The following is a 22,916-nucleotide window of genomic DNA, read 5'->3' as shown; positions in this document are numbered from 1 at the left end:
GTTATCAAGTTTCCTGAGTCAGCATTTGCTTGCGAATATTAGCAATTGCTTCCGTCGGATTGAGTCCCTTCGGACAGACATTCGCGCAATTCATGATCGAACGGCAGCGAAAAACACTGAAAGGATCTTGTAATTTATCCAAACGGTGTTGCTTGGCTGTATCGCGACTATCTGCCAAAAAACGTCGCGCCTGCAAAAGTCCGGCAGGACCGACAAATTTATCTGGATTCCACCAGAAAGATGGGCATGAACTTGTACAACATGCACATAATATACATTCATATAAACCATCGAGCTGTGCCCGCTCTTCAGGCGACTGTAGCCGCTCACGAGCTGGAGCAACACTGTCATTTTGTAGATAAGGCTCAATACGCTCATATTGTTGATAAAATTGCGTCATATCAACAGCGAGATCGCGTATTACAGGAAATCCTGGTAAAGGCCGCAAAACAATTTTGTCCGTTTTCAACTGCGAAACTATCGTAATACATGCCAGGCCATTAGTACCATTGATATTCATCCCATCAGAACCACACACTCCTTCACGGCAGGAACGTCGATACGTAATGGTTGGATCCTGTTCTGCTTTTAACCGTTCAAGCAAAGTGAGCAGCATCGGATCGCTTTTAACTGGAACCTGTATCTCATAATCCTGCATATAAGGCTTGGTATCCTTCTCAGGATTGTAACGGTAAATTGACAGGGTTAAATTTCTAGTGTCAGCCACGGCATATCCTCTCTAGTAAACACGTTCTTTCGGCTCAAATGGCGCGATATATTTAGGCGATACATTCACTGGGCGAAAATTAATGGCATCACCCTCCGCAAAATATAACGTGTGTTTAATCCAATTTTTATCATCACGCTCAGGATAGTCTTCCCGGCTATGCGCACCACGGCTTTCCGTTCGTGTAAGCGCCGATTGAGCCGTTGCACAGGCTGTTGCCATTAGATTATCTAATTCTAGCGCTTCAATGCGTGCAGTATTGAATATTTTACTCTTGTCATCCAAATACGCGTTAGCCAAGCGCTGACGTAAAGCCTCCAATCGATGCAAGCCTGAAGTCATTACTTCACCTGTACGGAAAACACCGAAATCTTCTTGCATGACCCGTTGCATTTCATCACGAATCACAGCAACGCTATCCCCTTCTTTTGAGTTTTCCCAACGATAATAACGCTCTAACGAAGCAGCAATATCGTCTTCGGAAATATAAGGCATTTCCGGCATTTGATTAGATTGCCACAACTCTTCTACGTGAAGGCCTGCAGCCCGACCAAAAACAACGAGATCCAGGAGAGAATTCCCACCCAAACGGTTCGCACCATGTACTGAAACACAAGCACATTCACCGACAGCATAAAGTCCTTCAACAAGAGATTCCTTGCCATTTTTTCGGGTTAACACCTGACCATGCATATTGGTAGGGATTCCACCCATGCTGTAGTGGCAAGTAGGGACGACAGGGATTGGTTCAACGATAGGATCAACACCGGCGAATTTCATTGATAACTCGCGAATACCGGGTAGGCGTGACATAATCAAATCAGCACCCAGATGATCAAGTTTTAGTTTAACGTGATCAACTCCTTTAGGATCAAAACCTTTCCCCGCACGAATTTCCAATGCCATTGAACGGGCAACCACATCGCGCGATGCCAAATCTTTTACTCGTGGCGCATAACGCTCCATAAAGCGCTCGCCATCTTTATTGATGAGGTAACCACCCTCGCCACGACACCCTTCAGTGACTAATACACCAGCTCCGGCAATCCCGGTAGGGTGGAATTGCCACATTTCCATATCCTGTAAAGGCAGACCTGCGCGTAAAGCCATACCAAAACCGTCACCCGTATTAATCAGGGCGTTGGTAGTTGATTGATAAATACGGCCGGCACCTCCTGTGGCAAGAATACATACGCGGGTTTGGTAAAAAACCACTTCACCGGTTTCGATACACATTGCTGTAACACCGGCGATACGACCCTGGGTATCTTTAACAAAATCAAGCGCATACCATTCACTGAATACATGGGTTTTAGCTTTTAAATTTTGCTGGTAAAGCGTATGCAATAACGCATGGCCAGTTCTATCAGCAGCCGCACAAGTACGGGCGGCCTGCTCACCACCAAAATTCTTGGATTGGCCACCAAATTGACGTTGATAAATTTTGCCATTGTCCATACGTGAAAAGGGTAAGCCCATATGTTCAAGCTCATAAACGGCTTCTGGTCCTGTTTTGCAAAGGTACTCTATGCAATCCTGATCACCGATATAGTCAGCGCCTTTTACCGTATCATACATATGCCAACGCCAGTCATCTTCATCAGCATTACCAAGCGCGGCAGTAATTCCTCCCTGTGCGGACACCGTATGTGACCGGGTAGGAAACACCTTGGATAACAAGGCAACTTTTAACCCTGAATTGGCCAATTGCAGAGCAGCGCGCATTCCAGCACCGCCCGCACCAATAATTACTGCATCAAATTTGTTACGTGCAAATGCCATGCTTATCGCCCCCACACAATCATTAAGCCCCAAATAAACTGACCTAGCAGCCACATGACAACCAGCATCTGAATTGTAAGCCTCAGCGCCGTACATTTCATATAATCAGTGGTTACAGTCCAGATGCCTATCCAGGCATGCAAACTCAGTGCAAACAAAGCAATGATGCTAGCCATCTGAAACCAGATACAATGAAACAGAGTAGCCCATTGGTCATAACTGAGCTGTGGATGCAAAAGCAAATAACCTAGTAAAAACAGAGAATAAGCAGCAAAATAAACGGCAGTTACCCGCTGAATTAACCAATCTTTTAAACCATTACCAGTTAAGCTTGTTACATTGGTTACCATATCCAGATTCCTAGAAAAATTGTCAGAATTACAGCCAAAACAATAACAAAGATAGCGCTGTGACGACCTGCACTAACATCCTCACCCCAGCCTAAATCCATAAGCAAATGACGGATACCTGCAAGCAAATGGTAAACTAATGCGGCACTAAAAGCCCATAATAGAAGCTTATTAAAAGGGCTGGCAAGCAGGTTATGCAACTCGGAGAACGTTTCAGCACTGTTGAGCGACATGCTAAGAAAATAGAGCATGAATGGCAACAAGAGAAACAATACCAACCCGGATATACGATGTAAAATCGAGGCAATTGCCATTGCTGGAAATTTCATCGTCGCCAAATCAAGATTTACTGGTCTTTTTTGGTTCACTGTAAAAATCTTCCTTAAGAGAAAAACGTTTATAAATATAGCATAAATAAGCCCATAATCAGCCCCTGAGCAAAATCACGCAGCCCACTCAAAATTGAAAACGTGCGCAGTATACCACTCTGTTTTTTTAGCGCAAAGTTCAAGCTCACGAAGGTAAATTAAATGACTATTATAAGTATCAATAAGCTTATTTTTACACATATTGCTTGATAGTCAACAGTCAAAGAAGGGCAAGCGCTGCATAAAAAAAGACTCTGCCCCGGTACGCAGCATACCGTTGTTCTGCAACCTCTTTTTCGCTATCTCGCTATACTCATACTATGCTTTTATTACACGGCTTATAGGGATCATAGCCATGCTCATCAAGCGCCCCATTTATAATCAGCAATTAGAATGTGTGGCTGTGGATATTATCGCTAATCAGCAAGCAAAGGAACATGAACATTTATTGGAGCATTTTACAACCCTACTTGCAAATACAGAGAAAAATCTACTGGTGTTTATCCCCTATACGTTTAAATTCTTAATTGAGCAGGCAAAGCCTCCCTTTGCCAATCCCATTATTTTAAAACTCGCGGCTATCGATATTGATACCATTTGTCCGCGGGCAGAACTAGAAACATCCAAATCCACATTTGCCCTGGTGATTGATAAGCCTGAACAGCTGGCCTGGCTGAATTTTGCGGAATACATTGCCCTCAGTGAACATTTGATGCAAACAGCTAACCTGACTAAGGTAGTGAAATTCAGCCAAGATCGGCAACGTAAAGTGATTGCCTATGGACTGAGTGAATATATGAATTTTGAACACTGTAAGACCATGGCAATGGACTACTATTGCGGCAATTTTCTCTTCCAGGCCCAAAAAACGGAAAATACTGAAATTGCAGCGAATAAATTTAATCTCTTGGAATTAATCAGTAAATTGCAGCAAGCAGAGACTGACATCGAAACGATCGTAGAGTTAATTCAAACCGATCCGGTGTTAAGCTATCAACTGTTAAAAGTAGTGAACTCCGCTGCCTTTTCTGGTTTCCAGGCTATTGAATCGATTGAACAAGCCGTTGTGCGGCTAGGCATTGCAAATTTAAAAAACTGGGTAATGGTGATATCAATGACCAATATCTCCCAAAAACCAATGGAGCTTGTTGAATCAGGGTTAATCCGGGCACACATGGCGCAAAAACTGGCTGAAACACAGGCTAACCTTTGCCCGCAAAGTGCCTATACTACCGGTTTACTTTCAGTATTAGATAGCTTAATGGATAGCCCTATGAGTAATCTTGTCGATAAAATTACCCTGACAGACGAAATCAAATTAGCCTTGACTGCCCATAAGGGCCCTTTGGGAGAGTTGCTTGCAACAGTCGTTGCTTATGAAGAGGGACATTGGGATACTCTTAAAAAAAACGCTTATTCAGGTCTTGATCTAAGTCAAATTTATATTGACTGCCTCGAGCAAGTAGCCCTCGGCAAAAAGGCCATGAGTGAACCACCTTAAAGGAAAAAGCATGTTGTTATTTAAATATTTAGCGGCCCAGCTTTATGATGGATTTATTCTACTCGCTTTGTTTTTTGCCTTTACCGCTGTTTGCCTTTGTGCCAACCATGGTGTAGCCATTCCTCCCGCCTCACGCTGGTATCAATTCAGTCTCCTGGCAATTTTTTTAATTTATTATTTACTGTCCATTTGTGGTGGGGGGAAAACGATTGGGATGCGTGCCTGGCGTTTAACGATTATCACCGAGCAAGGCAAGCCCGGCTTATTACAGGCCCTCATGCGCCTCATACTATTAATCCCCGCAGTCCTAAGCGGCTTGATCATGCGGCAAAACCCAAAAATATTCGTTTTATGCTGGACAAAAACTGAATTAATTTCAGACGATCGATTTGGATGATACGAGTAAATCCCCAAAACGCCCTTCGCGTTTAACGAGGTTTCACTGATGCTGCGCCATGTGACTGACGGAAGCTATCGCGCGGTGCCTCTGTGGGATAACCATAGCCCTTATCAGCAAGTCGTTTTACTATTTGCAGATAACGCTCGCCCCAAAGTCCAGGATCAAAATTGGTGACCACAACATTAAAATTCAAATTAATTACCGACTCAAAGGCCTTACGCTGTGCAAGCTCGTGGCCAGCAAAAGCAACCTGCACCTCTGTTTCAGCATCAATACCGCCAGTCTTTAATCGCTCAACCAGCAAATAAATCATTTTTTCGATGGTGTAAAATAATTTACACATCGACATACCGGCAGAATACATCTCCTGCCCCTTGGAAGTAACCAGTTTAAAACCATGATCATGAATTGGATAGACAAATTCGAGTTCATTGGAATCAGGTAAAGGCTCGGGATTAAGAATGACAGGCGGGGATATCGGCTCAATCGTCGGCGTAATAACTGCTAATTCAAAATCAGCCCAATACCACCATAATTGGTAAACATCCTCCACACGCCCCAGTGGATTATCCTCATAATCACTTCTAACTCTACTTTGGACTTCCGCTCCAAGTTCTGAAAAATCAACTTCAGAATTTTGTTCATTATCAGGCATTCTTAGTACCGGTTATCAATTTTTATAACTCTATCTTAGCCCAAAATGAGGGCTGGAGCACGGCCAAAACGCTTAAGAAAATGTAAAATAAGTGACAAAAAAGCGTTTATTCGAACTATTCAAGACATTGATAATAGGTCGGGGGTTGAATTTTGCATTTAAAACAACTGCTTTGGCAAGCTGATTTTTCCTGGCAGCAGGCAATAACGCCTTTTCGTAGCCAGAGCTCCAGCATGGGTTGCAATGCTTGAATATCAAGCCCAAACTCCCGCGCTATCTGTTGATTACTGGCAACGCGCATACGGCGTATATAGTCACGAATTTGAAGCAACATGCGCCTCTCCAGAAGCCGATTTTTTGTAAAATAAAAATCCCACAGCAAGTCCAACACAAACCAACATCAGTAAAATCCAGAGGATTGATTGCTGCGGGTGAACCGAAAACGTTGCTAACTGATAGAACGAAACCGCCATCGTATAAGCAATAACAAAAGACCAGATAATGGAGAACCACATCAATGAGCGACTGGCCTCCTGGCGAATCACTGCCATTGTTGAAACACAGGGAATATAAAGCAAAATAAACAGCAAATAAGCATAAGCACCCGCTTGTCCATCAAAGCGTTGAGCCATCATTCCATAAACAGACTGCGACATTTCTCCATCTGGCGCACTGGCAACAATGGGATTTAGCAACGCATGTCCCAAATCCGCCAAATTCTGCGGAATCGACCAGACTGCCATTTGTAATGAAGCCCAAAAATCAAAATTAGCAACACTGGCCTGGCCAATATGCCCAAGTTGAGCATAAAGCGAATTCAAAGAACCAACAACGACTTCTTTCGCCAGCATACCAGTTAATAAACCCACCGTAGCAGGCCAATTATCTTGTTGCAGACCCATTGGCGCAAAAAAGGGGGTTAACCATTTGCCTAGCAAAGACAATACCGACTGGGCACTCGCTTCCCCTGTGCTAATACCACCATGTATAGTCAACGCATTCAAACCACCTAAAACCACACAGACAGGAACAATTAAGCGACCTGCGCGGATAACAAAGTACCGTAAGCGCAGAGAGGTTTCTCTCAACAGACGCTTTAACGCCGGTTTATGATAAGCAGGCAATTCCAGAATCAATGGAGATGCCTTGCCGCCCAACGTGGTTTGACGCAATACAAAACCGGTGAGCACTGCCATTAAGATACCAATCAAATAGAGAGAAAACACCACATTTTGCCCCCCAGTGGGGAAAAAGGCTGCAACAAAAACGGCATAAATAGCCAGACGGGCACTACAGGACATGAAGGGGCTCATCAAAACGGTCAATAAGCGCTCCCTTTCTGAATCGAGTGTGCGTGCAGCCATGATGGCTGGAACATTACAGCCAAAGCCCACAATCATGGGCACAAACGATTTCCCAGGCAAACCCAAGGCTCGCATAGCCTTATCGACAACAAAAGCCGCTCGAGCCATATAGCCGGAAGCTTCTAACAGGGATAAAAAGAAAAACATTGCTGCAATAACCGGGATAAAGGTCAAGGTCGTATTAATACCCTTGCCAACTCCATCGGCAATTAAAGCCGTCAGCCAATCTGGCGCATGCATTTGTGCTAACAGCCAGGCGCTCCCTTGAACAAAAATAGTATCCGTGGTGATATCAAAAAAATCCTGGAATGCGCCACCCACATTAATTGCAAAGAGAAACATGAGATACATCATCGCGAAAAATAGAGGCAAAGCAAAATAACGATGTAAAATAATGCGATCAAGCTTTGCTGTGAAATGCTCACTACTATCACTGCGCTTTTTCTGCACACAAGCAACTATCTGATGTATTTTTTGATAACGCGCATCAGCGAACACAATATCCAGCTCATCTTCTTTAGAGATCATCAACGTATTGACTAAGTCATCCGATAAAAGCGTATTATCACCTTCCAAGACCCTGTGGGCATAATAGCTGGCCAAGCGGGTATTAAAGCCCTGTGCTATTAATTTCTGTTCCAGAAGAGTTAATGACTCTTGCACTACAGGCGGTAAATTTAATGATAATTCCTGGCTATCAGGAGGAAGGTTATCAATGGCCTGATTCAACCCCTCAAGGCCTATTTTTTTATGGGCCTGAATAGGAATTACAGGACAGCCTAACTGCTGGGCTAATGCTTTTGTATCGATACTAATGCCTTGTTGCCTGGCAATATCCATCATATTAAGGACAACAATGACCGGTTTACCCAACTCAAGGATTTGACTGGTGAGATAGAGATGACGTTCTAAATGGCAAGCATCCACCACATTAATAATGAGATCCGTATCAAGATCAGCGATTGCTGTTGCTGCAATTTGTTCATCTTGACTAGAACCACTTGCTGAGGACGTTAACGAGTACACCCCAGGCAAATCGGTAATTTCAATCGTTTGATTCGATAAAATATAAGAGCCTGTTTTTTTTTCAACCGTGACACCAGGCCAATTTCCTACCCGTTGATTAGCGCCAGTCAAGGCATTAAATAAAGTCGTTTTACCACAATTAGGATTACCGGCTAACAAAATATGAGTCATAAACGCTCCCATATTAACTCGCCAGCCTCTTCCTTTCGCAGGGTTAACGAGGTACCACGTACTTCGACTTGAATTGGACAACCCAAAGGGGCTACTCTTATTACCGCCAGCTCTACACCGCGAGTAATGCCCAGAGATAACAATTTACGTCTATAAACGGCGTCGGTTTGGCCAAAATCAACCAAACGAACATGATCACCCTTTACCAATTCAGTAATTCGCATCATTCCAATTCAAAAACAGATAGAAGTAAAGTTTAACACAAATGATATCGAGAATCATTCTCATTTTAGAAAAAAAATAACCATTACGAGCGTCCATGATCGTCCCTTGTGCACGCTTGAGTCGAAAAACACGGGGTGATGAGCAGCGAAGCACAGGAAATCAATATTTTTCGGGCCTGGATAGTAGAAAAGTCAACAGCCCTAAATTATTTAGTCGATTTTTTAGCTTTCTTACTTTGACCAGCAGTCTCCTTTTCCTGATTAAAAGGCGAACTACTCAGCAAATTTTGCACCTCGCGCCGAGGATGGCGTCTGACATAATCGACTGACTGCATTTCCTGTAAACGGCTTAAAGTACGTTTAAACGAATCCTTCATTTCACCTTGCACATACAGTTGTGGTAACGGCACTGCTGCAGAAATCACCAGCCGAATACCGCGGTCATACATCACATCAACAAAATGAACCAGCAGAATTGCATACACGGTATCATTGGTTGTTAAAACGGGAATATCGCTAACAAAAACCGTATCAAACCGATCAGCAATTTCCAGATAATCCAACTGACTGCGCGGCAAATTACAAATCACTTTAAAATCAAACCATATTGCCCGCTCACCACATTTAACAAAAGGAATATCACGGGTTTGTACCGTCAGATTACCCTGCGATACGCTATTTTGCTCAATTGCGGTGAATTGCTCGTTTAAAATCTTATCGGTAGCGGCACCAAGTGGATAAAGATAGGCTTCCTGCAAAGGATCTCGCCCCAAGCGGTAATCCTTTTTCTCCCCCAGGCTAATGACCTCACAACGTGATTTAATTAAGGCAATTGCCGGTAAAAATCGTGCTCGCTGCACGCCATTTAAATATAAATCGTCGGGACAGGTATTTGAGGTTGCCACCAGGATTATACCCTGCGCAAAAAAAGCCTGGAGTAATTCAGCAAGAATCATGGCGTACGCCACATCATGGACTAGAAATTCATCAAAACACAATAACCGCGTTCTCTTGGCAAAATCAGCCGCTATACGACGTAAAGGATCTTTTTGTCCTTGCAAACGCCGTAATTGAGCATCAATTTGCTGCATAAAATGGTGAAAATGAAAGCGTGCTTTCTTACGCTCATCAATTTGTTGATAAAACAAATCCATTAAGTAACTCTTTCCCACACCGACAGGTCCGTGAATATATAATCCTTTAATCGCTTGTTTGTGTCGGCGGCGAAACCACGACCGCTTAGGAGGTTGTAGTTCCTCTGCAAGCCGTTGCATCGCCAGCAAGACTTTACGCTGCATCAAGTCATCCTGGATATCGCCACTGGCAATAGCCGCTTCATATTGGCTGATTACAGTCATAATTTCAGTCCTGCATGACTAATCCCTTTAATGAGCTGATCTTTAAGCTCCAATAATTTACCATGAAAGAAATGGCTTGTTTCTGCAAACCGGGTAACCGCTAAAGGGGGTGTTGATTGTGCCGCAAAATCAAGTACCAATGACAAGGGCACCACTTCATCCTCATCACCTTGCATAATTAACCAGGGCTCCGGTGAAGCTGTAAATTCACGGTAGTCGTAATGGTGCACAGGTGGCGCAACAGTAATCAGCAACTCATGTTTACTTTGTGCCGCCGCCCTATAGGCAACATAGGAGCCAAAAGAAAATCCGGCTAACAAAAAACGAGCCGTTGGGTTTTCCTGCTGCCAAAGACGCATCAATGCCAGCATGTCGTGGCTTTCACCAATACCAGCATCATAACGCCCTTCTGATTGACCTACGCCACGAAAATTAAAGCGAAGGCTGGGAATACCTATTTCCCTAAATGCACGTGCCATGGTTGTCACTACTTTGTTATTCATGGTTCCGCCCTGCAAAGAGTGCGGGTGGCCCAACAACGCTACATAAGATTCGTGCCTATTAGGAGGTATGGTTAATACCGCCTCTAATTGGCCAGCCTGTCCGGAAAAAACAAAAGGATGCTCTCCAATCGTATTTAATTTGTTCACTAAAATCATAAAAAAACCCGAATCACTAAAAAGTAAATCATAGCGCATCTTGTAATTTCATGCGCGTTCTTTAAAATCAAGCTCCTGTAAGCATCGACTTAGTCATTTTGATAAGCGGTGACCCTTTTACAGGACTGCCGACATTTTGCTAGCTTGAGTGCTTATACCTTGATTTTCAAGCATCGCAGCGGGACGAGGATAGAAAATCAAGGCATAAGTACCAAGATAGTAGACATGTTAACAGCCTTTAACATAATCAATGGAGGACTTGATCCATGCGACAGGTACCAGTGTTATCTCTAGTTTATTCTATTTTTTCTGCGCCTACCTTTAACCGAAGGAGTGCGGCATGAAAATTCAAGATTTCAAAGCAAAAAAGCAGCAAGGAAAAAAGATCAGTGTAATCACTTGTTATGATTATCCTTCGGCCTGTACCGTGAATGAATCCGATGTTGATTGTGTGTTGGTCGGTGATTCAGTCGCTATGGCTGTGCACGGCTACGAAACAACGATCATGGCAACGATAGAAATGATGGTCATGCATACACAAGCTGTTGCACGCGGCCTTAAGAGACAATTTTTAATTGCCGATCTGCCCTTTTTAAGCCATCGTCTCTCCCGTTCTGAAACGATTAGCAATGTCAGGCAACTTATGCAGGCAGGTGCCCATGCCATCAAAATTGAAGGCGGCGATCAAGATACCTGTCAAACAATTGCTTATTTAGTTGATTCCGGCATTCCTGTTGTAGGTCATATTGGCTTAACACCGCAATCCATACATCAACTTGGGGGCTATAAAGTACAAGGTAAAGAAACCAAGCAAGCAGCTGATTTACTACAACAGGCTGCGGAGCTAGAAAAAGCAGGTTGTTCTGCGCTTGTCATTGAATGCGTTCCCCAACAAGTAGCCCAAGCAATTACCCAATCCCTCACAATTCCTACAATCGGGATAGGCGCCGGCGTCCATACCGATGGCCAAGTCTTGGTTTGGCATGATTTGCTTGGCCTGCAAACGGAATTTAGACCTAAATTCTTAAAGCAGTATGCGCAAATTAAAACGATGATGTTGACTGCGATTAATGCCTACGTCCAGGAAGTTCAGCAGGCTCAATTTCCAGCCGTCGAACATGCTTTTTAACAAGAAAGCTCTCACTACGTGGGAGCCCACCCAAGAATAAGCAAAGAAATCGGATACCTCATTTGTTTTTAGGAGTATTTCATGCAGATTTTCAACCATCTTGATGAATGGCTAGCCATTCGTCGTTCCCTTGCGACGACTCATTCCATTGGCTTTGTTCCTACTATGGGAAATTTACACGCGGGCCATGCCTCTTTATTTGCCGCTAGTAAACAAGAAAATAATTACACCGTCGCCAGTTTGTTTGTTAATCCTACGCAATTTAATCGTCCCGATGATTTCATCCATTATCCCCGCACTCTGGAAGCCGATCTTGGTTTATTAGCAGAGGCGGGGGTTGATTATTGTTTAATTCCTTCCGAACAAGCGATATATGCTGATAATTATCGCTATCAATTGCAGGAAACCACGCTTTGCCAATTGATGGAAGGAAAACATCGGCCAGGGCATTTCAATGGTGTATTGACTGTAGTGATGAAATTACTCAATCTGGTTAAACCCCAGCGTGCTTATTTTGGCGAGAAAGACTATCAGCAATACCTGTTAATCCGTGATATGGCGAAGGCTTTTTTTATGGATGTAGCGATCAAAGCCTGCCCTACTATTCGTGAAGCAAGTGGTTTAGCTTACAGTTCACGCAATAATCGTCTCAATCAAACACAGCGCCAGGAAGCCGAAAAATTTGCGCGAATTTTTCATCAACAAAAATCTCGTGACGCTCTCTTGGCGGAATTGAGCAGCAATAACATTCGGGTTGAATACCTTGAGGAGTACCAAAATAGACGTTTTGCCGCTGTACTAATCGGGGATATCCGTTTAATCGATAATTATTCCCTTGAACGCGTTCAAGACTAGAAAAGCCATCCTGTGTAAAAAATAGAAGCCTGCAGCGACAGATTATATCGCATTGGAGCCGGTCAACATCCTAATCCGGACTCCAATGACTTTCAAATCCTGCATTTTGTTGACCTGCTTCTTTCTACAAGGAACCGCTAATTTTGATTGTAAGTAGCAATGGCCGCTGCAATTACCGCTGCCTTGTGTTGCGGTAAGGATTTATTGGAATAACGTAACCACTCAGGATGCCTGTCAATGAGTGTTGTCGTCAGCAAACCCTGTTGAAAGGCTTCTGACTTAAGCATCTCCAAATAGTATGGAATCGTGGTTTTCACACCAAATAAACGCATTTCCTCCAATGCTCTTGCTGCTCGACGCAAAACGGAAGGCCAATCAAGACTCCACACAGTGAGCTTCGCGCATAAAGAATCATAATCCGGCGGAATAGTATACCCGGTATAAATAGCACTGTCGGTACGAACGCCTGGCCCACCGGGCGCGTAATAACGAGTAATTCGCCCAAAACTGGGTAGAAAATCATTTTGCGGATCTTCAGCATTGATGCGGAATTCAATCGCAAAACCGCGACGCGTAATTTGTTCCTGCGTCATCGGTAATTTTTCTCCGGCAGCAATCAGAATTTGCTGTTGTACCAAGTCAATACCGGTTATTTGTTCTGTTACGGGATGTTCCACTTGCAAGCGGGTGTTCATTTCTAAAAAATAGGCTTGATTGTCTTCACCCAGAATGAATTCTACTGTCCCTGCATTAGTATACCCTACGGCTGTCGCTGCCCTGACAGCATACTCGTAAAGGATTTCTCGCGTTTTATCATCCAATAAAGGAGAGGGAGCAACTTCCACCAATTTCTGATGGCGGCGCTGGATGGAACAATCTCGTTCAAACAAATGCAGGACTTTGCCGTAGTTATCGGCAAGAATTTGTACCTCAATATGACGTGGATTAGAGATAAATTTTTCCATAAAAAGATGAGTATCACCAAACGCTTTTCCAGCCTCTGACTGTACTCTCGCGTACTGATTGCGAACTTGATTTGCATCGTGACATAAACGAATCCCACGACCGCCTCCGCCAAAAGTGGCTTTAAGCATAACTGGATACCCCAATTGTTCAGCACAGGCGATCGCTTCCTCAATTGACGCTAAATTATCCTCACTTCCTGGAATGACAGGAATATTCGCTTTGATCATAGCCTTCCTGGCAGCTACTTTTGAGCCCATCGTCGCAATAACAGCTGCGGAAGGTCCAATAAAGACAATCCCTGCCTGCTCACAGGCTGCAGCAAAGTCAGCATTTTCTGATAAAAAACCATAGCCCGGATGAATCGCATCACAGCCAGCCGCCTTGGCACATTCTATAATGCGATGACCATTCAAATACGCTTCTAAAGGATTAGTACTTAAACAATGCGATTGAGAGGCGCGCTTGACATATAAGGCATACCGATCTGCCTCACTGTGAATGGTGACTGCTGAAATTTTCATTTCCTTGCAAGCCCGCACGATACGAAGGGCAATTTCGCCGCGATTACTTACAAGAATTTTTTTAAACATTTTCATTCCTTGAACAAACACGACCTGTTAACCCATCATAGCAAAGCTTGCCGAGGCGATACTATCTCGGAAGAAAAATAGACCGCTGTATTTTTTCCTTTATCTCATTTGGTTAATCCTGTACAAAAAATGCCATCACGCTCCCCAGGTCACGATTTGACTAACTTCTTTCCAATTCCCGTGAATTAAGGTAAGATAGAGTGGTAATTTTTATAACAAACTAACTCGGCCTTGTTCTGAATGATTCGCTTGGCTTGGAGGAGACCCTGCTGCTAACGACTTAAGTCGTTTTCTAAGTTAAGCAAATGTACACCTAACTGAAGGAATGAAATGGCTTCAAACTCACCCTTATCAGTATTTTTTAGTAGTGCTCTTCCGCAATCGATAAAGAATTATCTGGAACTAGCCAGGCATGAAGCATTGACTGCACATCCTGCCTCAGCGCCTCAACCATTAATTTGCCCGATCAGCCTGCAATTAATGACCGAGCCGGTGTATACCCCAACTGGCTATGTCTATGACAAAAAAAATATTTTAAAAGCATTGGCAACGAATCCAACCGATCCACAGAATCGAGCGCCCTTAAAGCCATCTAACTTAAAGCCGCTCCCTGGCTTGTTGGACGCTATAAAAATCTTTACTGAACGACAAACGAGTTATTTAGAAATTAAGAAACAATTGATCAGTCAGGCAAGTGATTTGGCTTATGCAAACCCGCCCAGTGCGAATCCAGCTCTCTTTTTATGTCCTATTAGTAAAAAGCTAATCAAAGAGCCGGTCCTTACTGCTGCAGGGAAAATTTATGACAAGCAAGCACTGAAACAGTATTTGCATGAAACGGGGAATCTCGATGAGACAGGATGCAGGCTGACTATGGCAGACGTCATTGATTTTCCGGAATTCCAAGAAAAAATGAAACGACATGCGTTTTATTTAACGCAAGCGTCAAAGACTGGCATAGATGTGGACGAGGTGAGCAGTGTTAGCAACACGAACTGCGTCTATGGATTTTTTAATGCTTTGATAAATAATATTTTTTCGAGTACAAAACAGGAAGATAATAGTAAAGGGTTAGTCTTCTAATTGCTTCTAAAGCATAAGATAACCTTAATCTAAATGATTTATACTCGCGTGATAAACTATTTCCATAAAGTGGCTGGATTAAAAATGCATCTAAAAACTGAAAACCAACCAACGGCTCAAAAAACTCCTGGAACATTGGAAACCTATCTTGGTTATGCCGGAACAACCTATGAGTGGACAGCGCGAAGAAAACACGAATGGTTAATTCTATGGCTCAGGGAAGATTTGCAAATCGCAGACACCTGCAAAATGGTGCGTACAAATATTGAGACGCTGATCAATAGTGAAGATTATTTTTCGCCAGAATTAAGAGCCTATTTTAGCAAAGATGAAAAAGGGGATTATAAGCTTTCTCCAACTGATCCCTCTCAAGTAGCTGTGCTGAAGAAATTAGTCAATGCCTTGGCACATGCTGAAGTTGGTTTACGCGCTATCGAGCAGATTGATCTTCATAAGGATCGCTACCAACTTGGTATTGATATCGAACTGGTTCGAGCAACCCGAAAAACGGTTAACGAAATCTACACTACGCTGCAATTAATCAATCATACTAGTCCTGATGTACAAAATATCGTCGGACCACAAATAAGCGCTTTACTACCACGAGTAGCCTTGGTCGCTGACAAATTACAAGAATTTACCGTTAAGAAAGTGGAAGAGTTTGTTCCTGAAAATGCAAGAAAAATGCTGTCGCCTTCAGCCAATTCGCAAACCAGGGGAGCCGTCTTAGCAACCGCTGTAGAAATGCTACCCTCCAATCCCCGCTCGGATAAAGAAAGTATAGAGAGCTTATCCAGCTTGATTTATGCCCTACCCAATTATTTTGAACGCTTACAAAGTAAACTACTCCCCGATACCCAGCTTAAAGCGGTTACTAGCACCGCAGCTTATCAAGCTATCATGATAGAGCGCGCTAATGCTGCAAAAAGAGATCTTGAAAGTCTTGCCAATAACAGTGGTGTTCTCTCTTTACTTCCAAGCTATCTTTCTATAGCAAAGAAATTAATTGCCTACAGTTCCGATTTACTCAATACCGGAGCACCGCTCACAAAGACAGCCTATGAAGAAGCCGTAAAAAAATTGCATGAAATCAAGCATGAAATTTTTCCAGCATTAATCGCTGAATTAGAGCAAGCTGAAGAGAATTTGGGATTAAAAACTGGCGTATTAACTGAGCCGGCAATCAAACAAATGAATGAGTACTACACTCAACTGGCTACTCAAGTTGAGAGTATTGCTGCTGCAGCAGGCATTATTGATACAACTGCCTCTCATCTAGACGCCTGGTATGGACGATTTGTGCGAAACGCAATTGGCGATACCAACACCTTGGCCGTCGGTCAAAAACTTGAACCAATCCTCCATCTAACGGTTATGATGGACGATACCTTTATTGCGGCGAGAGAAGCACACCAGCTCACACGATTAAACCAAGCCAGCGTTGAGGAAGAATCCTCTAGAATGCAATTAGCTGCTGCACGTGCCTTTTTTGAGAAAATTGGAAGTTACTCGACTTGGCTTAACTCCGATTTGGGAAAAATTAGCCCTGTTGAGAAGAAAATACTAGCGGCGGAATACAAGAAATTTCAATCTCATTTCGCAGCCCATTACCCCGAGATGGATCAGCTAATCATACAAGCACTTAATAACAGCTCGTCCCGAAGCATGCTCAGTAGTGCCTACCAGGGACTCTGGCCTTCTACCAATCATTTTAGCAGTATTATGGCGTGCAAAGAGACTGTTTTAAATACTATTCAGCAGGCAATCGGACAAGCTGCGTTCAAAAAAACGTTCGTTGAAAAAACAATCAGTCACGCGGATACCACGACTTATACCGCTCAGGCAAAACAAACTCAGTTAAATGTTAATATTGAGCCTTTTGAGGTAGCGGTAGTCCCTGTGAACGATCCCGTTCCCACTGAAAGAGGCAGGCGACTGGAGGATGAGGCATTAGTCGCTTTCCAGAATGGCTCTCCCCATAAGAAAACCACGCACTTGGCTAATCAAATTAGTCAGCTTCAGGCAGCCCAAAAAGCATTAACTGATTTTTTCACATTGATTGAAACTCAAACAGAGCCAACGATTGCCTTTCACGACTTAGACGATACCCAAAAAGAAGCATTGTATAAAGCGTATAAACAAATCCAGTCCTACGTACTGGCTGCCGCTGCTAGCCATCCCGAGTATAACTTTGCTGAGTTGAATGCTCGTTTAGTTACCAGTTTAACCAGTAGTGAGGCGCCAGAAGAGCCACTGAAAGCCAACGATGAAGGTTTTGCGCCCATGAAACGTGATATTAGCGCTACCTTGATACGTTTAGAAAATGAGGCCCTTGAAGCTTTCCCGCCAACCTACTATCGTGAACAAGCTATACGCTTTGCGGATCAAACGAGTCAGCTTGAGATAGCACAAAAAGCGTTAAACGACTTCTTCGATGAAGTTGCTAATAAAATTGCCCCAACCAGCAATTTTCATGAGTTAAGCGATACTCAAAAAGAAACATTGCGTAAAGCGTATAAACAAATCCAGCCCCATGTGCTCGCAGCAGCGGCTAGTCATCCTGAGTATAACTTTGCGCAGTTAAATGCCCGCCTCGTCACGAGCTTAACCAGCCGTGAAGTGCCACAAACACCCCTTAAAGCCAATGATGAAAGTCTGGCTTTTATGAAACGCAACATTGGCACCACCTTGGCCGATTTAATTAAAAACTCACAACGAGATAAAAAATATTATTTAGACAAAGAGGCAGCTTATACCCAGGAACAACCACTTGTTGCCAGAGGTAAAGAAGCACAGAAAAACTCATTGTTTGGTCAATTGGCTGAATTAAAATTATCGAATGATATTGATGGATTTTTAAATAAAAAACTGGTGCCCTACTTAAAAGACAATCTTTCACCCGAAATTTGGCAGCAACTCTCTTTCGACGGGGAAACCATCGATAGCCGCCGACTGCCGTTCAAGGGCTTCCATCAGGATAGCCAGGAAGTAATCCTGTATAAAAAATTAATCAATGCTATTCACCATTTAAAAAGCAGCCTGGCAGGATTGGAAAATTTACAGGGCCAACCAAATTCTTTTCGGCAGAGAGCCTACTTTGTGTATAACGCTTTTAATGCGTTAGTCATGGATGTCGTTGGCCTTAAGAGCAATCTGTCGGCTGTAGCGGGTAATCCTCAATTGCACGCATTGGTTCAAGAAAATCTTGCGCTCTTACAACCACTCTATGCACTACCCATTGTTGGTGATAGTTTAAGAAGAACGACCGGTGAAGCAAGCCCAACTACTGAGCAAATCCCTGTGGATATTGTTGCCTTATGGGAAAATGAGCAAGATTTGGTTGCTGCTAATATCGATCCATTAAGCAGGGCAAGAACGCCAGCCTATCTTAAACTTTTTGGTGCTGAAGAAGAATTGGATTTGATTGACAATCTTTATGAAACGCTCGAAGAAGCAATTAACGATCAGCCCTCTCTATTAGCCGTAAAAACGGATATAGAAGAATTCTATCAAGCCCTTTATCCTCACTTGGCAAGCACAAAGCTGGCTTCAGAATTTGCTATGGACTACATAAGCAAACTCACTACTGATGAGGCTTTAACTGCAGCCTTAGAAAGATTGCGTGAGGTCCAGCAACTCGTCGACCATCATTATGTGTATGGTGATTTTGGTATGTTAAACCGGAATGACGATGAGGACGCCGACTTTTTTAAACAGACCGTTAATAGGGAGCAATTTGCTTTTTATTATAAACGAGTTCAGCCTTATCTGGCCAAAATTGATAACCGTTATACGCCATCCTTTATTGATAGTTTAAAAACAGCGAAAGACTATGCCACTGCGTGCAAAGCCATTGTCGCTCTGAAAGACAAACTGGAAAAAATAGCCAATGCTGAGCGCCAACCTGGGCCTCTAGCCAGAGAAAGCGAGTCCTCCCGTGCAGCAGCTAAAGCGCAACACAGGTTAATTGTCACTACGCTTGCCGCACAAGATGAAACTTATCAAGCACTTACTGGCTATGTGATACCCAATAAAGACTTTGAGCTAGCTTATAAACAATTTCAACAAGTCATTGCTGACGCTTATAAAGAGCGGAATATGAGGGTCAATACAATAGGCCCTCGTCCGCAAGATGCGTTAGTTGCTGCAAAATACGATTTGGAAGCCGCCTATAAAAAAATGCTCCCTTATCTGAAAGCAAGCAGCTTAGCCGAGCAATTCCCTGAAGATTTTAGCGAGCTAAATTCTGTGGAAGAGTTACGCATGCTCGTAGCAAAGGTACATGCCGCTGCCAGTATTGTTAATTACCGATCCTCATTAGTTTATGAAGCGCTTGGTAAAATCGCGGTAGCAATGCAAGAGTACCTTAGTGAAGAGGATTATTTCATTGATCTTGCCAATCGACCGCTTTTTACTAGCCAATATACAAAGATCCAACCTTTCCTGGCTCAAATCGATGAGAAGTATACTGTCAATTTTGCTGTGTCACTGGAATCGCCAGATGATTATGTCACCGCTTTACATGACATTCTCGCATTGAAAGATCAAGTGGAATCGTTGATGCATGAAGAGGCGGAGCGCCTTCTCAATGAGAAAGTGGAGTCTTTACTGGCAGGACCAGCTATCCCTCCTGTTGCACAAAAACCAGTTCAACAGCATTTTCATTTAGCGATCAACCCTGAGGATACAGCACTGCTCAGGAGTAAACTGGAAAAAATTTCTGATCTGTTACGTCAGATAAAAGCACCTGAAACTGGACAGACTGCAAAACAGGTAGAGGAACAAAGAAAAGCGAAAGAGCTAGAACTCGCTGCCGTACAAATAAAAATTAAGGCTTTTGTTGATACGCTTAATCAACCAAACGCGGCGAATGTTGATAACACTGTGCTTCAGGGATTGCTGGATACACGCAGACAACTAACCACAGAGCTTGCAGCCATTGCAGAACGACAAAAAACAATACCTGGCAATTCAACAAAAGAAGTCGATACCAAAGCAAACGCGTTCATAGAAGCATTAAGCAGTCTGCCTCTTTCCCAGGATTCATTGCTTGTGCTGACAGCAACCATTGCTGCCATGGAAGCACAAATGGCAAGAGTTGGTGTAGATGACCGTGACCAAGTCATGGCTTCTCTGGAAAACGTCCGTAAAGCGTTTACTGCTGACTTAAAAACCGCTGTTGCCGAATTGGAAACAGCAAAAGGCTTAACAGCAGGTAGCCTGAGTGACTCCTTTACAGCAATAAACGTACAATTTAATGGGTATTATGATGCTGTAGTAACGAGCGTCTACCCGACGTCCTATTTACAGTTAGTATCAGAACGGCTCTATGAAATTTCCGATGACTTGCAAAAATACAAAAATCCCGGCCATGTAGCCCAAACACCAGAAGAACGGCAGGCAAAAGCCAAAGCGTTCGCTGGACAGCTAGACGGTTTGGCCTACTATGACCCCCGCACCGCGAAAAAAGCGTTGCAAATTATTAATGAGTTGCAAGCCGACATAGCCGGGATCGGTAAAACCAGCCGTACAATAATCATGGCCAAACTTAATCAAATTCGCTCTGAATTAGGCGCTGATTTGCTTGCTGCTGCTGATAATGCTGAATTCCGTTTGGGCCTAAAACCCAATACACTGGCTAAATCGATTAGCGATAGGTTCGAAGCATTTTACACAGGCTTTATTACCAGTTTCGCCGAGGTCAGTGATCAGGACGGCTTATCCTTATTAACTGATACCTCAGGAACAGCTAAACGCCTGGCCAGAGAAGAACAGCGGTTGAACGCCATAAAGGCCGACACGCAAGGTGCTGCTCAAGTTCAGGCAGCTATTTTTGGCATGCCCCATAGGGATGCTGACAGGATTAACTACCTTTTTGCAACACTTGCTAATGACGTCCTTGAGGCTCAAGCGACTGATTCGGAAACACCCTTGTTAGATATCAAGGCCAGATTACTGGAACATTACCAAAAACTGCGCCCCTATCTGCTTGAAAACAGTGAATTAGCTGGGGAATTTGGTGAGTCATACCTTTCTTCTCTAACGACTGAAGAAGAGTTAACTGAAGCCATTGAAAATTTACAAGGTATACAAGGTCTCGTTAACGCTCACCCAGGCACCTATGACAAGCTTGAACAAATGTCTTGGGATATCGATTGGGACGAGGACACCATTTTTGAAGATAATGAGGCAGGGAAGAAAAACCGTGAAAAATTCCTGCGTCTTTTCGCAGAATTACAGCCTTATCTTGTGCAAATTTCCGGTACCTATTGGCCCTCTTCGTTCGTAAGAGAGTTGCGCACAGGGAAAGATTTTCAGGCGGCGTTAGATGGGATTGTTGGTATGAAAGGCCAACTGGACGAGTTGGTAGAAGGTTTGAAAAATGCGCATGCCTTGAAACAGGGAATCGCTGAAGAGCGCGTCAAACACTTTACTGCCAAGTTAGCTGAAGAGAAAAAGGCTGCTGCAGAGAAAGTTGAAAAATTCAAGAGCGATACGTTTGACAATTACCTCCATGCTGAAGTACTCAGTCAATTTGAAGAGTTAGGCCCTTATGCCAGGTTATTTTTAACGCTTATGGAGCCTGACTTTGAGAAGGAAAAGGCCAAGCTTCTCGAAGACGTCACGATGGACCATGACATTCCGACAGTCATTGCTGAAAAGATTGAAGCCCTCGTACCCGAGATTGTACATCGGCATGCTGCGGGCAGAGAAGCCTATGCTGCTCTGAATAAATCCCTGCAGCAACTCAATGGCTTCATTGCTAAAGACAACAGTTATCCTAAGCCGCTCGTTAATCCCCTCCGAGCAGAAAAACTGGCTTGGATGGAAGCCTTTCAAGAAGAATTGATGAAAACAGAGCTATATGGAACTGTTGAAGCGGTAACTGGCATTCAAAATGATCTTCAAGACTTCCTGGATGAGTGCAATGATTATGATATAGCAATCAAAACTTATGAAACACTTATGCAGATGGACGCTTATATCATGCAGCAGGAAAGCGAAAGAACACCCGATGACCAAGCCAAAATGAGAGAAATTGGACGCATGCAACACATGCTTTACAGTGATAATATGGCGTTTATTACTCCAGCAAGGCGCTTGACAGAAGTGAAAGCCCATTTGAGGGATAGTGATTGTGAAACAGTGTTGAGCAACCATTCTGATGGTATCTTCATGCAACTCGTTAACGCGTTACGTGCCTTCTTGTTTGGCTGGAAAAGTCCCGAGCAAACCATGTTTGACTCCTTTAGAACGACACTGTCCAGCATGAAAGAAACGCATCCAAGGCCTGCTGTTTCTGTGGAAGCAGGTGTTCAAGGTAATGAGGAGCCTTCCTCTATACCAGTGGACAACTCGCCGCCGGTAGTCGTTGGAGGTGGGCCCGTAGTCAGGCAGCCTGCAGATGACATCGAGAATCAGCATGAGAACCCCGTATCAGTGTTTACGCTCTAATAACACGCAGTCTTTCTTGCTGTTCCCCCTTTGCAGGGGGCAGCAAGAAACCATGCTATGTGACGCGGCTAAAAACTTATTAATAGTCGATTTCCTGCTTCATCTAACCCGTACCCTCAAACGTTGTCTCCTGCAAAATGCTTTATACCTTGTAAATCCCCTCCTGAATCCCTAATTATCAATCGATTAATACTATAATTAGCTATATACCATTGGTATCAAGAAGCAGAAACATCGGTCAAACAGATAAAAT

Annotated in this window: 17 protein-coding genes; 6 read left to right on the top strand and 11 right to left on the bottom strand. The window is 43.5% G+C overall.

From position 1 onward, the window contains the following. Window positions 1-4 precede the first annotated feature (4 nt). Genes ACN4Z1_RS08050 through sdhC form a run of 4 tightly spaced genes read right to left on the bottom strand, consistent with a single transcriptional unit; the run spans window position 5 to window position 3,227 of the window. On the bottom strand, window positions 5-727 hold the full coding sequence (locus tag ACN4Z1_RS08050) for a succinate dehydrogenase iron-sulfur subunit (RefSeq protein ID WP_115222263.1): 723 nt from the start codon (window positions 725-727) through the stop codon (window positions 5-7). 12 nt (window positions 728-739) lie between these two features. Continuing rightward, on the bottom strand, window positions 740-2,509 hold the full coding sequence (sdhA, locus tag ACN4Z1_RS08045) for a succinate dehydrogenase flavoprotein subunit (protein ID WP_115222264.1): 1,770 nt from the start codon (window positions 2,507-2,509) through the stop codon (window positions 740-742). A gap of 2 nt (window positions 2,510-2,511) precedes the next feature. Then, a complete protein-coding gene (sdhD, locus tag ACN4Z1_RS08040; RefSeq protein WP_115222265.1) occupies window positions 2,512-2,859 on the bottom strand; it encodes a succinate dehydrogenase, hydrophobic membrane anchor protein in 348 nt (115 codons plus the stop codon). Further along, on the bottom strand, window positions 2,853-3,227 hold the full coding sequence (gene sdhC / locus ACN4Z1_RS08035) for a succinate dehydrogenase, cytochrome b556 subunit (protein WP_181879408.1): 375 nt from the start codon (window positions 3,225-3,227) through the stop codon (window positions 2,853-2,855). Before sdhC ends, sdhD begins: the two co-directional genes overlap by 7 nt. A gap of 355 nt (window positions 3,228-3,582) precedes the next feature. Between sdhC and ACN4Z1_RS08030 the strand changes: the two genes are divergently transcribed. After that, window positions 3,583-4,728, top strand: a complete 1,146-nt coding sequence (locus ACN4Z1_RS08030) for an EAL and HDOD domain-containing protein (protein ID WP_115222266.1) — start codon at window positions 3,583-3,585, stop codon at window positions 4,726-4,728. 10 nt (window positions 4,729-4,738) lie between these two features. Continuing rightward, window positions 4,739-5,125 carry an RDD family protein gene (locus tag ACN4Z1_RS08025; protein WP_228364970.1) on the top strand — a complete coding sequence of 129 codons (387 nt, stop codon included), beginning with the start codon at window positions 4,739-4,741 and terminating at the stop codon, window positions 5,123-5,125. Between the two features lie 31 nt (window positions 5,126-5,156). On the opposite strand, the gene ACN4Z1_RS08020 is transcribed toward ACN4Z1_RS08025, so the two are convergent. The 6 genes from ACN4Z1_RS08020 to ACN4Z1_RS07995 all read right to left on the bottom strand — a co-directional run bounded on the left by ACN4Z1_RS08020 (window position 5,157) and on the right by ACN4Z1_RS07995 (window position 10,585). Next, window positions 5,157-5,783: a virulence factor gene (locus tag ACN4Z1_RS08020; protein WP_228364971.1), complete on the bottom strand. Its 627-nt coding sequence runs from the start codon at window positions 5,781-5,783 to the stop codon at window positions 5,157-5,159. Window positions 5,784-5,898: 115 nt separating this feature from the next. Then, entirely contained in the window at window positions 5,899-6,117 is a 219-nt protein-coding gene (locus ACN4Z1_RS08015) for a FeoC-like transcriptional regulator (RefSeq protein ID WP_228364972.1), read from the bottom strand. Beyond that, window positions 6,098-8,344, bottom strand: coding sequence for a Fe(2+) transporter permease subunit FeoB (feoB, locus tag ACN4Z1_RS08010; protein ID WP_228364973.1), 2,247 nt, complete (start codon window positions 8,342-8,344; stop codon window positions 6,098-6,100). The genes ACN4Z1_RS08015 and feoB overlap by 20 nt, the downstream gene beginning before the upstream one ends. Continuing rightward, window positions 8,341-8,568 carry a FeoA family protein gene (locus ACN4Z1_RS08005; RefSeq protein ID WP_112854864.1) on the bottom strand — a complete coding sequence of 76 codons (228 nt, stop codon included), beginning with the start codon at window positions 8,566-8,568 and terminating at the stop codon, window positions 8,341-8,343. Before ACN4Z1_RS08005 ends, feoB begins: the two co-directional genes overlap by 4 nt. A 206-nt stretch (window positions 8,569-8,774) precedes the next feature. After that, a complete protein-coding gene (zapE, locus tag ACN4Z1_RS08000) occupies window positions 8,775-9,926 on the bottom strand; it encodes a cell division protein ZapE (RefSeq protein ID WP_228364974.1) in 1,152 nt (383 codons plus the stop codon). Next, a complete protein-coding gene (locus tag ACN4Z1_RS07995) occupies window positions 9,923-10,585 on the bottom strand; it encodes an alpha/beta hydrolase (protein WP_228365079.1) in 663 nt (220 codons plus the stop codon). The genes zapE and ACN4Z1_RS07995 overlap by 4 nt, the downstream gene beginning before the upstream one ends. Window positions 10,586-10,925: 340 nt before the next feature. Here ACN4Z1_RS07995 and panB point away from each other — a divergent pair, with 340 nt between their 5' ends. Then, on the top strand, window positions 10,926-11,714 hold the full coding sequence (gene panB / locus ACN4Z1_RS07990) for a 3-methyl-2-oxobutanoate hydroxymethyltransferase (RefSeq protein ID WP_228364975.1): 789 nt from the start codon (window positions 10,926-10,928) through the stop codon (window positions 11,712-11,714). An 81-nt stretch (window positions 11,715-11,795) separates the two neighbouring features. Further along, the gene (panC, locus tag ACN4Z1_RS07985; protein ID WP_228364976.1) at window positions 11,796-12,569 is read left to right on the top strand and encodes a pantoate--beta-alanine ligase; all 774 of its coding nucleotides are present in this window, start codon (window positions 11,796-11,798) and stop codon (window positions 12,567-12,569) included. A gap of 137 nt (window positions 12,570-12,706) precedes the next feature. On the opposite strand, the gene ACN4Z1_RS07980 is transcribed toward panC, so the two are convergent. Continuing rightward, entirely contained in the window at window positions 12,707-14,125 is a 1,419-nt protein-coding gene (locus ACN4Z1_RS07980; RefSeq protein WP_228364977.1) for an acetyl-CoA carboxylase biotin carboxylase subunit, read from the bottom strand. Window positions 14,126-14,455: 330 nt separating this feature from the next. On the opposite strand from ACN4Z1_RS07980, the gene ACN4Z1_RS07975 reads away from it, so the two are divergent. Together ACN4Z1_RS07975 and ACN4Z1_RS07970 are read left to right on the top strand one after the other, a co-directional pair. After that, entirely contained in the window at window positions 14,456-15,208 is a 753-nt protein-coding gene (locus ACN4Z1_RS07975; protein WP_228364978.1) for a U-box domain-containing protein, read from the top strand. 84 nt (window positions 15,209-15,292) lie between these two features. Further along, on the top strand, window positions 15,293-22,663 hold the full coding sequence (locus ACN4Z1_RS07970; protein ID WP_228364979.1) for a hypothetical protein: 7,371 nt from the start codon (window positions 15,293-15,295) through the stop codon (window positions 22,661-22,663). Window positions 22,664-22,916 lie beyond the last annotated feature (253 nt).

The sequence above is a fragment of the Legionella sp. ST3F1 genome (assembly GCF_048553315.1).
GTDB lineage: Bacteria > Pseudomonadota > Gammaproteobacteria > Legionellales > Legionellaceae > Tatlockia > Tatlockia donaldsonii.
The sequence above is the reverse complement of the archived record's forward strand: the minus strand, read 5'-3'. Positions and strand labels throughout refer to the sequence as shown.